Here is an 11,916-nt window from a genome sequence, read left to right as displayed (position 1 = left end):
GTCAGCGGGCCCCGGCGGTGACGGCGGTTTGGGGGACGAGCTTGTGGTAGGCCCGCAGCGTGTCGGCGGCGACGCGGTCCCACGAATAACGGGCCACCGCGCGGTCGTGGCCCGCGGTCCCGTACGCGTGGCACAGCGCCGGGTCGTCGAGCAGCCGGCGGACGCGGGACGCGAGCTCCTTCGGCGAGTGCGGGCGGACCAGCAACCCCGTGACGCCGTCGACCACGGTGTCGGTCAGCCCGCCGACCGCGGTCGCCACCACCGGAATGCCGCACGCCATCGCTTCCAGCGGGACGATCCCGAACGGCTCGTACCACGGCGCGCAGACGACGGCGTCGGCCGAGCGCAGCAGCGCGGGCATGTTCTCCCGGGACACCTGCCCCGCCCATCGGACGCGCTCGCCGACACCGAGCCGGTCGGCGAGTTCGCGCAGCCGCCGCGCCTCCGGGTCCTGGGACAGCCGGCCGCGCTCGGGGCCGCCGGCGATGACGAGCTCGGTGTCCGGCAGCTGCGCGAGCGCGGTGATCGCCGTGTCGAACCCCTTGCGCGGGACCAGCCGCCCGACGGTGACCAGCCGGTGCTGCGCGCGGCGGCGCGCGATCGGGCCGTCCACGGTGAACCGGTCGAGGTCGACGCCGCAGGGGACGATCGAGATCCGGGCCCGCGGCACACCGATCCGGGACAGCTCGAACACCTCGTCCGAGCAGGTCGCGACCACGCGCCCGGCCTGGCGGCCGATGATCCGCTCCAGCCGGATCCGGTCCGCGGGGCTGGTGTCCCGGTCGCCCTGGTAGCGCTTCTTGACCACGCCCAGCGCGTGGAACGTCTGCGCGACCGGGGTGCCGGTCGCGCTCGCCGCGAGCGCGGTGGCGACGCCCGACATCCAGAAGTGCGCGTGCGCCAGGTCCGGCCGGTCGGCCGACCACCGGTCACGCAGGAAACTGCCGAATTCGCCCATGTAGGGCAGCAGCCGGTCCTTCGGCTCCTTGCGCGGCGGCCCGGCGGGCACGTGCACGACCCGGAAGCCCTGCGCGGTCCCGACCTCGGGCGGCTCGTCGAGGCTCTCCCGGCGCGTGTAGACGGTGACGTCGTGGCCGGCGCGGGTCAGCGCGGCCGACAGCTCCGCCACGTGCACGTTCTGGCCACCGGCGTCGGCTTCCCCCAGCGCGGCCAGGGGATTGGCGTGTTCGGACACCATCGCGATCTTCATCGGTGCGGCGTTCCCTTCGGGGTTCAGCGGGCCGTCTCGGCGAGGAGGTGGTCCCAAGTGGTGAGGAAGGCGCCGAGCCCGTGGTGCTTCAGCGCGTGCTCGCGAGCGTTCTTGCCGGCCAGTACGGCGAAGTCGGGTTCGTGCAGCAGCTCGCGGAAACCCCGGGCCAGCACCGAGACGTCGGTGGAGAGCACCCCCGCGTCGGCGGGCACCGCGGCCGGTGCCTCCGTGGCGGCGAAGACGACGACCGGCATCGCCAGGTGCATCGCCTCCAGAAGGGACAGTCCCAGCGACGTCCAGCGGGCGGTGTGCAGGAAGACGCGGCGGCGCGCGATCTCGTCGTGCAGCGCCGGGGCCGGGACGTCGCCCCGCCCGTGCAGGGGCGGGGCGAGCTCCTCGGTGCCCATGCCGAACACGTCGACCGGGCCGGCCTCGGCGAGCGTCCCGAGCAGGTCCGCGCCCGTGACGCGACGGCGGCGCACCGGCTCGTTGATCATCGACACGCCCGCGGCGAGCTCGCCGGTGTAGCGCGCGCCGGGGTCGGGGATGCCGTGCGGCACGACGGTGACCGGCGCGCGGCCGCAGTCCCACATCGCCGCGTTGAAGTGGGTCACGTGCGCGACCGTGATGTCCGAGCGCCCGGCCAGGGGGTGCTCGCTGGACGCGGCGTACGGCCGGGGCGCGTTGTGTTCCACGTAGACGGACGGCACGCCCAGCCGGGCGGCGAAGTCCAGCTCCTCCGGGCGCTGCAGCACGACGACGTCGGGCTCGGCCCCGGCCAGCCGGTCCAGCGGGACCTCGGTCACCGACGGCCAGTCCCGGCCCGCCTTGCCCAGGCCCCACGGCGCACCGCCGGGGGCCACCGGCAGGAGGTACTCGTGGCGGCCGCGGACGAAAGCGTCGGTCCACGAGCCGTGGACGTGCCAGAGCAGTACCCTCAGGCGCCGGGAGCCGGGATCGGTCATGTCCTCCTGGTTTCCCGGACACGACCGGTTAAACGTCAGGCCACCGCGGTACCCGGCCGGACGCCGACGAAGGGATCTCCACCCATGCGGTTCACCCCACGGGGCACCCGGTTCTTCGACCTGCTCACCGAGGCCGCGAGAAATCTGGTGACCGGGAGTGCGTTGCTGCGGGACCTGGTGGCGGCCCGTCCCGAGGACCGCGAAGCGCTCGCCAAGCGCCTGCACGAGGTCGAGCACCAGGGTGACGAGCTGACGCACACGATCATGGTGGAGCTGAACAGCTCGTTCGTGACGCCGTTCGACCGCGAGGACATCCAGGCGCTCGCCGGCAAGCTCGACGACGTCCTCGACTTCCTGGACACCGCGGCCGACCTGGCGGTGCTGTACCGGGTGGACGCGTTCCCGCCGGGCACGGACGTGCTGGTCCGCGTGCTGTGCCGGTGCGCGGAGCTGACCGCGTCGTCGATGCCGGGGCTGGCGAAGGTCGGCGACCTCGAGCCGTACTGGATCGAGGTCAACGAGCTCGAGAACGAGGCCGACCGCATCTACCGGCGGATCCTGGCCCACCTGTTCGAGCCGGGCGGGGACGCCCTCGAGGTGCTGAAGACCAAGGAGGTCGTCGAGCAGTTCGAGCTGGCCGCCGACGCCTTCGAGCACGTAGCCGACGTGGTGCAGACCATCGCGGTCAAGGAGTCCTGAGTGACGGGGACCGCCGCCCTGGTCACGGTGATCGTGCTGACGCTCGTCTTCGACTACACCAACGGCTTCCACGACGCCGCGAACGCGATCGCCAGCGCGGTGTCGACCCGGGCGCTGACCCTGCGGGCCGCGCTGGTGCTGGCGGCGGTGATGAACCTGGCCGGCGCGCTGCTGTCGACCGGGATCGCCGCGACGGTCGCCAAGGGCATCATCGACGTCCCGGCCGGCCCGGACGCGCTCACCGTGGTCTTCGCCGCGCTGCTCGGCGCGATCACCTGGAACCTGGTCACCTGGTACTTCGGCCTCCCGTCGTCGTCCTCGCACTCGCTGATCGGCGGCATGGTCGGCGCGGCGCTGGCGGCGGCGAGCACCGTGCACTGGGCGGGGATCGCGGAGAAGGTGCTGATCCCGATGGTGGCTTCGCCGCTGCTCGGGCTGATCCTGGGGTACGCGGCGATGGTCGCGGCGCTGTGGCTGCTGCGCCGGGCGAACCCGCACCGCAGCGGCCGGGTGTTCCGCCGCTTCCAGATCGTCTCGGCCTCGGCGCTCGCGCTCGGCCACGGCCTGCAGGACGCCCAGAAGGGCATGGGCGTGATCGTGCTGGCCCTGGTGGCGGCCGGGCAGCAGACGACGTTCGCGGTCCCGCTGTGGGTGACCCTGGTGTGTGCCGCGGCCTTGTCGCTGGGCACCTATTCGGGTGGCCTGCGGATCATGCGGACGCTGGGCCGCCGGGTCTTCCCGCTGGACCCGCCGCACGGCTTCGTGGCGGAGTCGGTGGCGTCGTCGGTGCTGTACGTGACGGCGTTCGCGGTGAAGGCCCCGATCTCGACGACGCACGTGATCACGGCGGCCATCATGGGGGTCGGCGCGACCCGGCGGCTCTCGGCGGTGCGGTGGGGGATCGCGCGGGACATCGTCCTGGGCTGGGTCCTGACGTTCCCGGCCGCGGCGGCGGTGGCGGCCGCGGTGTACCTGGTGGCGGACGCGCTCACCTGAGCGGGCGTTTGCCCGCTCCGCGTGCGGGAAACCGGGGGCCGACACCCGCACGCGGAAAGGGAGAGCCATGAAGGCAGTGACCTGGCACGGCAAACGCGACGTCCGCGTCGAAGAGGTGCCGGACCCGAAGATCGAGGAGTCGACCGACGCCGTCATCCGGGTGACGTCGACCGGCATCTGCGGTTCCGACCTGCACCTCTACGAAGTCCTGGGCGCGTTCATGACCGAAGGCGACATCCTCGGCCACGAGCCCATGGGCGTCGTCGAGGAGGTCGGGGCCGACGTCAAGCACATCAAGCCCGGCGACCGCGTGGTGATCCCGTTCAACATCTCCTGCGGGCACTGCTGGATGTGCGACCGCGGCCTGCAGTCGCAGTGCGAAACCACGCAGGTCACGGAGCAGGGCAAGGGCGCCGCGCTGCTCGGCTACACCCGGCTCTACGGCCAGGTCCCCGGTGGCCAGGCCGATTATCTGCGCGTGCCGCAGGCCCAGTACGGTCCGATCAAGGTGCCGGACGGCCCGCCGGACGAGCGGTTCGTCTACCTCTCCGACGTCGTCCCGACCGCCTGGCAGGCCGTCGAGTACGCGAACGTCCCCGCCGACGGGACCGTGGTCGTCTTCGGGCTCGGGCCGATCGGGCAGATGTGCGCCCGGATCGCCCGGCACCGCGGGGCGGCCCAGGTGATCGGCGTCGACCTCGTGCCGGAGCGGCTCGCGCGTGCTCGCGAACACGGGGCCACCGCGCTCGACACCCGTGACCACAAGGACATCGGCGACAGCATCCGCCAGCTGACGAACGGCCGCGGGGCCGACTCCGTGATCGACGCCGTCGGCATGGAAGCGCACGGCGCCCCGGTCGGGAAGCTCGCGCACAACCTGGTCAACCTGCTCCCGCAGGCGATCGGCGCCAAGGTCACCGAGAAGGCCAGCATCGACCGGCTGAGCGTGCTCTACGCCGCCATCGACAGCGTCCGGCGCGGCGGCACGATTTCGCTGTCGGGCGTCTACGGCGGGATGGTCGACCCGATGCCGATGATGGAGCTGTTCGACAAGCAGGTGCAGCTGCGGATGGGGCAGGCCAACGTCCGGCACTGGCTCGACGACATCATGCCGGTGCTCACCGGCGACGGCGACCCGCTCGGCGTCGAAGGCTTCGCCACCCACAAGCTGCCGCTGGCCGAAGCCCCGCGCGCGTACGACATCTTCCAGAAGAAGCTCGACGGCGCCCAGAAGATCCTGTTGCAGCCCAACGCGTAACCCCGGGAGGGAATCGACCTTTGCGAGCCGTCACCTCGCTGCCGCACGAAATCACCGTCGAGGACCACGTCCGGATCCCCGCGTCCGACGGGACCGTCCTGTCCGCCCGCATCTGGCGGCCGGTCTCGTCGGACGCCGAACCGGTGCCGGCGATCCTCGAGTACATCCCCTACCGCAAGCGGGACCTCACCGCGCCGCGGGACTCGATCCACCACCCCTACCTCGCCGGGCACGGGTACGCGTGCGTGCGGGTGGACATCCGCGGCACCGGCGAGTCCGAAGGGATCCTGGCCGACGAGTACCTCGAACGCGAGCAGCTCGACGCCGAGGACGTCCTGGCGTGGATCGCCGCGCAGCCGTGGTGCACCGGCGACACGGGGATGATGGGGATTTCCTGGGGCGCGTTCGCCGCGCTCCAGGTCGCCGCGCGGAAGCCGCCGAGCCTGCGCGCCATCGTGATCTCGTCGTTCACCGACGACCGGTTCGCCGACGACATGCACTACATGGGCGGCTGCCTGCTTTCGGACAACGTCGCCGAGTCCGGCACGATGTTCGCCTACGCCACGCTGCCGCCCGATCCGGCCGTCGTCGGTGACCGGTGGCGCGAAATGTGGTTGGAGCGCCTGGAAAACTGCAGCCTGTGGATCGAGAACTGGCTCGGCCACCAGCGCCGCGACGACTACTGGCGGCACGCCTCGGTGTCGGAGAACTACACCGACGTCCAGGTGCCGGTGCTGGCCTCGAGCGGCTGGGCCGACGGCTATTCCAACGCCGTCATCCGGCTGCTGGCGCACCTCGACGTCCCGCGGCGGGGGCTGATCGGGCCGTGGTCGCACAAGTACCCGCACCTCGGCGAGCCCGGGCCGGCGATCGGGTACCTCCAGGAAGTCGTGAAGTGGTGGGACCACTGGCTCCGCGGCGAGGAGAACGATGCCATGGACGGGCCGATGCTGCGGACGTGGCTGCAGGAGAGCGTCCCGCCCTCGACGTCCTACGAGGACCGGCCCGGCCGCTGGGTCGGCGAGGCCACCTGGCCGTCGCCGCACGTCCAGCCCCAGCGGCTGCCGCTCGCCCCGCACCGCCTCGCGCGGCCGGGGGAGAGCGTCGAGGACGAGCCCTTGACGGTGTCTTCGCCGCTGTCGGTCGGGCAGTTCTCCGGGAAGTGGGCGTCCTACAGCGCACCGCCGGACCTGCCCTACGACCAGCGCGAAGAGGACGGCGGGTCGCTCGTCTTCGACACCGACGTGCTCACCGAGCGGTGCGAAATCCTCGGCTCGCCGGTCGTGCGGCTGGAGGTGTCGGCCGATCAGCCGGTCGCGATGGTCGCGGCGCGGCTCTCCGACGTCGCACCGGACGGGCGCGCCACCCGCGTCACCTACGGGCTGCTCAACCTGACCCACCGCGACGGCCACGACGAGCCGGCGCCGCTGGAGCCGGGGGAGCGGTGCGCGGTCGAGATCGAGCTGAACGCCGTCGCGCAGGCTTTCCCGGCCGGGCACCGGATCCGGCTCTCACTGTCCACTTCGTACTGGCCGCTGGCGTGGCCGCCGCCGACGCCCGTGCTGCTGTCCGTCCACACCGGACACAGCGCGCTGGAGCTGCCGGTCCGGCCGGTCGCCGAGCCGGACGAGCTGCCCGCCCGGCCGTTCGGGCCGCCGGAGGGCGCGCCGCCGATGCCGGTGACCGCGCTGACACCGGGGGAGCAGCGCTGGACCGTCTCGCGCGATCTGGTGGACTACCACTCCGCGCTCGACATCGTGAAGGACGCCGGGACCGTCCGCTTCGACGACCTCGACCTGGAAGTCACCCGGGACGTCCGGGAGCGCTACACGTGGGTCGCCGACGACTTCTGCTCGCCGGTGGCGGAGACCGCGTGGGACGTGACCTTCGCCCGCGGCGAGTGGGTGGCGCGCAGCGAGACGCACACCCGCGTGTCCTGCACGGACACCGAATTCGTCATCGATGCGCGGCTCGACGGCTACGAAGGGGCCCGCCGGGTCGTCTCGCGCAACTGGCACCGGCGGATCCCCCGCGACCTGGTCTGAGTTTCGCGGGGGCCACACGGGGTACGCCACCTGCGTGCGGATCGTGATCACCGGAGCCACCGGGAACGTCGGAACGGCCTTGCTGGCCGCCCTCGAGCCCGGCCACGACGTGGCCGGGCTCGCGCGGCGCCTGCCCGACCCGGCGGCCGAGCCGTACCGCTCGGCGAGCTGGCACGCGCTCGACGTCGGCGGCCCCGGCGCCGAGGAAGAGCTGACCACGCTGTTCGAGGGCGCGGACGCCGTCGTGCACCTGGCGTGGGCCATCTCGCCGCGGCGCGGCGAACCGCCGATGTCGCGCACCAACGACGACGGCACCCGGCACGTGCTCGCCGCGGTGGCGGCCGCCGGGGTGCCGCACCTGGTCGTCGCGTCCTCGGTGGCCGCCTACGGGCCCGCGCCGCGCTGGGAGAAGGTCGGCGAGGACCACCCGTGCACGGGGATCGCCCGCAGTGCCTACAGCCGCGGCAAGGCCGCGCTCGAGTCGCGGCTGGACCGGTTCGAGGCGCAGCACCCGGAGGTCGGCGTGGCCCGGCTCCGGCCGTGCGCGATCCTGCAGCGGCGCGCGGCCGGCGAGTTCGCCCGCTGGCTGCTCGACCCGGTGGTGCCCGCGCGGCTCGTCGGCGGACGGCGGCTGCCGGTTCCGCTGTGGCACGACCTGCGCGCCCAGGCCGTGCACACCGACGACGTCGCCGAGGCGATCCGGTTGATTCTCGGCCAGGGGTTCACCGGCCCGGTCAACCTGGCCGCGCCCGGGGTGCTCGACGCCGATGAGCTGGCCGCCGTCCTCGGTGGTCCCCGTCTCCCGGTGCCGAAACCACTCGCCAGCGCGGCCGTCCTCGCGGCCTGGGCCGGCGGCGTGCTCCCGGTGCACCCCGGCTGGCTGGAACTCGCCGACCGCGCCGCGCTCGCCGGCACCACGGTGGCGGAGACCGTCCTGGGCTGGCAACCTCGGTACGATGCCGCGTCCGCGATCGCCGAACTGGTCGCCGGGCTGCGCTCGGGGGCGGGGGCGGCGAGCCCGCCCCTGGCCCCGCCGCGCGGCTCCGGGGTACTGGCCCGGCTCCGCTCGCTCACCCGGGTCGGGCCGAGTCACCAGTCGCAAGCCTGAACTCCAGGAGGGCCAGTGAGTACGGAAGCCTTCGACGCGGTGGTGCTCGGCGCCGGGCACAACGGGCTGGTGGCGGCGAACGTCCTGGCCGACGCCGGCTGGTCGGTCCTGGTGCTGGAGGCGACCGACCACCCGGGCGGCTCGGTCCGCACCGCCGAGGTCACCGAGCCGGGCTTCCGCAACGACCTCTTCAGCGCGTTCTACCCGCTCTCGGCGGTGTCACCGGTGATCAGGGGCCTGCGGCTGGCCGAGCACGGCCTGCGCTGGCGGCACGCCCCCGACGTCCTGGCGCACGTGCTGCCCGACGACCGGTGCGTTGTGCTCTCGCGCGACCTCGACCGCACGGCCGCCTCGGTCGACGAGTTCGCCCCGGGCGACGGCGACGCGTGGCGGGGCCTGTTCGAGCAGTGGCGGGAGATCCGCGAGCCGCTGCTGAACGCGCTGTTCACGCCGTTCCCGCCGGTGCGCCCGGCGCTGAAACTGCTGCGCCGCACCGGGACCGGGGACGCGCTGCGCCTGGCGCGCATGCTGACGCTGCCGGCCCGCCGGTTCGGCGACGAGCTGTTCACCGGGGAGGGCGCGAAGCTGCTCGTGGCGGGGAACTCCGCGCACAGCGACCTTTCCGTCGACAACGCGGGCAGCGCGGTGTTCGGCTGGCTGCTCGCGATGATCGGGCAGGACGAGGGCTACCCGGTCCCCGAAGGCGGGGCGGGCGAACTGGTCGCGGCGCTGGTCCGGCGGCTGGAGTCCCGCGGCGGTCAAGTCCACTGTGGACGTCCGGTGCGGGAGGTCCTCGTCGGTGACGGGCGCGCGCTGGGCGTGCGCGACGCCGCCGGCGACCCGGTCCGGGCGCGCAAGGCCGTGCTCGCCGACATACCGGCGCCGGTGCTGTACCGCGAGCTGGTGGGCGAGCGGTGGCTGCCCCCGCGGCTGGTCGAGGACCTCCGCAAGTTCGAATGGGACAGCGGGACGGTCAAAGTGGACTGGGCGCTGTCGGGCCCGATCCCGTGGACGAACGAAGCCGCGCGCGGCGCGGGCACGATCCACCTCGGCACGGACCTCGACGGGCTCGCGGCGTTCGGCGGCGAACTGGCCCGCGGCCGGACCCCGCGCCGCCCGTTCCTGCTGCTGGGCCAGATGACCACGACCGACCCTACGCGCTCGCCGGCGGGCACCGAGTCGGCGTGGGCGTACACGCACGTGCCGCGCGGCACGATGGAGAACCGCTCGGCGCTGGAGCGGCGGGCGAAGCGGATCGAAGAGACGATCGAAGCCAACGCCCCGGGGTTCACCGGACTGATCAAGGCGCGGTACCTGCAGGGGCCGGTCGAGCTGGCCGGGCGCAACCCGGGGCTGGTCGGCGGCGCGATCAACGCCGGCACGACGGCGATCCACCAGCAGCTGTTCTTCCGGCCGGTGCCGGGCACGGGCCGGGCGGACACCCCGGTGGACCGGCTGTTCCTGGCGGGCGCGTCGGCCCACCCGGGCGGCGCGGTCCACGGCGGCCCGGGCGCCAACGCGGCCCGCGCGGCGCTGGCCCGCGCCGGCCGCCTCGGCGGCGGCTACGCGGCGGTGATCCGGGCCGCCCACCGAGCCATCTACAGCTGAACCCGCGCACTACGGGCGCGGGTGGCCCTCCCGCGCGCGGGCGTGCTTGCCGGTGGCCAGGTCCGCGAGGCGGGCCAGGGACTCGGTGTTGCGCGGCTTGACGACGAGCGCCTGCACCGCCGCCGGCAGCACCTTCCCGATACCGCGGACGATGTGCTCGGTCATCCGGACCAGCGTCGCTCCCTCGCCGTGCGGGACGAGCGTCAGCCCGACCGCCGCCGCGCCGAGCGGCCAGCCGTGCGCCTCCAGCGACAGCGACAGGCCCGGCTCGACCGCCCGCACCACCGTGACGTCCTGGATGTGCACCGGCCACGGGCCCACGCTGTGGTGGATCCGGGAGCCCACCGCGGGCCACCCGGGGTCGACGTCGCGGATGTGCGAGCTGCCGACCACCCAGCCGGCGTAGAGCCAGCCGTCGGCGAGGACGTCGAACACGGCATCGGGCGGTACGTCGATCACGCGGCTGACCTCGGTCACGGTTCCTCCTGGTCGTCGGGACGAAAGGGGAATACCCAGTGCCGGACGGGGTATGCCACCGCCGACCGAGCAGGAGGTGGCGATGGTGGCCAGGCGTGAGAGAGAACCCGAAGGACCGGGGGAGCTGTCCAAGCGCTCGTGGGGCGCGGTCCTCAAGCGCACGGTCAAGCAGTTCGGGCGCGACAACCTGACCGACTGGGCCGCCGCGCTGACCTACTACGGCGTGCTGTCGCTGTTCCCCGGCGTCATCGTGCTCACGGCGCTGCTCGGCCTGCTCGGCCCGGACAAGATCCAGACCGTGATCGACAACGTCGGCCAGGTCGTCCCGGGCCAGGGCAAGGACGTCCTGATCGGCGCGATCAAGGAGCTGGCGGGCTCGCGCGGCCTGGCCGGGCCGCTGGCGATCATCGGCCTGCTCGGCGCGCTGTGGTCGGCGTCCGGGTACGTGGGCGCGTTCATGCGGGCGTCGAACGCGATCTACGGCATGCCGGAAGGCCGGCCGGTGTGGAAGGTCGTCCCGATCCGGGTGCTGCTGACGATCGGGATCGTCGTGCTGCTGGCGCTGTGCGCGCTGGGCGTGGTGGCCACCGGGTCGGTGGCGCGCCGGCTGGGCGACCTGATCGGGCTCGGCTCGACCGGGGTGCTGGTGTGGGAGATCGCGAAGTGGCCGGTGATCGCGCTGCTGGTCAGCGTGGCGTTCGCGCTGCTGTACTGGGTGGGCCCGAACGTGCGGCAGCCGGGCTTCAAGTGGCTGACCCCGGGCGGCCTGCTGGCGGTGCTGCTGTGGGTGCTGGCGTCGGCCGGGTTCGCGCTGTACGTCGCCAACTTCGGTTCGTACAACAAGACTTACGGTTCGCTGGCGGGCGTGATCGTGTTCCTTGTATGGTTGTGGATCTCGAACCTGGCCGTGCTGCTGGGCGCCGAGCTCGACGCCGAACTGGCCCGCGGCCGCAGCATCGAAGCGGGGCGCGAGGAAGACCAGGAGGAGCCCTTCCTGCCGCCGCGGGACACCAAGGCGATGGACGAGGACGAAGCCGCGGACGTCGCGCGCGAAACGGAACGGAGCTGACCGGATGGCCGCCCGGATCACCGGACTGGTGCTCGACTGCCACGACCCCGACCGGCTGGCGGAGTTCTGGTGCGCGGTGCTCGGCTACGAGGTGATCGGGCACGAGCCGGACGGCCTCGAGCTGGGCCTGCCCGGTGCCGCACTGGGCGACGGACCCCCGACGCTGGTGCTGGCCCGCACGGACGACCCCCGCCGCGGCAAGCTGCCGCTGCACGTGGACGTGAACCCGGTGGGCGGCGACCAGGAAGCGGAGCTGGAGCGGCTGCTGGCGCTGGGCGCGCGCCCGGCGGACGTCGGGCAGGACGGCACGGAGTCGTGGGTGGTGCTGCAGGACCCGGAGGGCAACGAATTCTGCTTGCTGCGCAAGGAGCTGGGTACGGCTTGAGCGGACGTCATGAACGAGTCGTTCCTGACGTCCGGCGAGGTGAACGACTCGTTCATGACGTCGGCGGTCCAGGCGGGGCCGGTTCGACGCGGGGTG

The 11,916-nt window shown here is 73.2% G+C and carries 11 protein-coding genes; 8 read left to right on the top strand and 3 right to left on the bottom strand.

Going from position 1 to position 11,916, the window contains the following annotated elements; all coding sequences use genetic code 11:
* Position 1 precedes the first annotated feature (1 nt).
* The gene (locus ACLJQM_RS25395; protein WP_360782975.1) at positions 2–1,210 is read right to left on the bottom strand and encodes a glycosyltransferase family 4 protein; all 1,209 of its coding nucleotides are present in this window, start codon (positions 1,208–1,210) and stop codon (positions 2–4) included.
* 23 nt (positions 1,211–1,233) lie between these two features.
* Positions 1,234–2,175, bottom strand: coding sequence for a glycosyltransferase (locus tag ACLJQM_RS25390; protein WP_410633013.1), 942 nt, complete (start codon positions 2,173–2,175; stop codon positions 1,234–1,236).
* Between the two features lie 84 nt (positions 2,176–2,259).
* Here ACLJQM_RS25390 and ACLJQM_RS25385 point away from each other — a divergent pair, with 84 nt between their 5' ends.
* From ACLJQM_RS25385 to ACLJQM_RS25360, 6 genes are all read left to right on the top strand, one after another.
* Complete coding sequence (locus ACLJQM_RS25385) at positions 2,260–2,874, top strand: DUF47 domain-containing protein (RefSeq protein ID WP_247024052.1); 615 nt, start codon at positions 2,260–2,262, stop codon at positions 2,872–2,874.
* Positions 2,875–3,870 carry an inorganic phosphate transporter gene (locus tag ACLJQM_RS25380; protein WP_247024051.1) on the top strand — a complete coding sequence of 332 codons (996 nt, stop codon included), beginning with the start codon at positions 2,875–2,877 and terminating at the stop codon, positions 3,868–3,870.
* Between the two features lie 67 nt (positions 3,871–3,937).
* Positions 3,938–5,128, top strand: coding sequence for a zinc-dependent alcohol dehydrogenase (locus ACLJQM_RS25375; protein ID WP_410633012.1), 1,191 nt, complete (start codon positions 3,938–3,940; stop codon positions 5,126–5,128).
* Positions 5,129–5,148: 20 nt separating this feature from the next.
* The gene (locus ACLJQM_RS25370) at positions 5,149–7,173 is read left to right on the top strand and encodes a CocE/NonD family hydrolase (protein WP_410633011.1); all 2,025 of its coding nucleotides are present in this window, start codon (positions 5,149–5,151) and stop codon (positions 7,171–7,173) included.
* 34 nt (positions 7,174–7,207) lie between these two features.
* Positions 7,208–8,281 carry an NAD-dependent epimerase/dehydratase family protein gene (locus ACLJQM_RS25365; RefSeq protein ID WP_360782962.1) on the top strand — a complete coding sequence of 358 codons (1,074 nt, stop codon included), beginning with the start codon at positions 7,208–7,210 and terminating at the stop codon, positions 8,279–8,281.
* Between the two features lie 15 nt (positions 8,282–8,296).
* Entirely contained in the window at positions 8,297–9,889 is a 1,593-nt protein-coding gene (locus ACLJQM_RS25360; protein WP_410633010.1) for a phytoene desaturase family protein, read from the top strand.
* A gap of 9 nt (positions 9,890–9,898) precedes the next feature.
* Here ACLJQM_RS25360 and ACLJQM_RS25355 read toward each other — a convergent pair whose 3' ends face one another.
* Positions 9,899–10,366 carry an SRPBCC family protein gene (locus ACLJQM_RS25355; protein ID WP_410633009.1) on the bottom strand — a complete coding sequence of 156 codons (468 nt, stop codon included), beginning with the start codon at positions 10,364–10,366 and terminating at the stop codon, positions 9,899–9,901.
* Between the two features lie 52 nt (positions 10,367–10,418).
* On the opposite strand from ACLJQM_RS25355, the gene ACLJQM_RS25350 reads away from it, so the two are divergent.
* Positions 10,419–11,435, top strand: coding sequence for a YihY/virulence factor BrkB family protein (locus ACLJQM_RS25350; RefSeq protein ID WP_410633008.1), 1,017 nt, complete (start codon positions 10,419–10,421; stop codon positions 11,433–11,435).
* Between the two features lie 4 nt (positions 11,436–11,439).
* A complete protein-coding gene (locus ACLJQM_RS25345; protein WP_360782952.1) occupies positions 11,440–11,820 on the top strand; it encodes a VOC family protein in 381 nt (126 codons plus the stop codon).
* Positions 11,821–11,916: the final 96 nt, after the last annotated feature.

Origin of the sequence: Amycolatopsis sp. cmx-4-83, from assembly GCF_046548815.1 — a bacterium.
Classification (GTDB): Bacteria; Actinomycetota; Actinomycetes; order Mycobacteriales; family Pseudonocardiaceae; genus Amycolatopsis; species Amycolatopsis pretoriensis_A.
The sequence above is the reverse complement of the archived record's forward strand: the minus strand, read 5'-3'. Positions and strand labels throughout refer to the sequence as shown.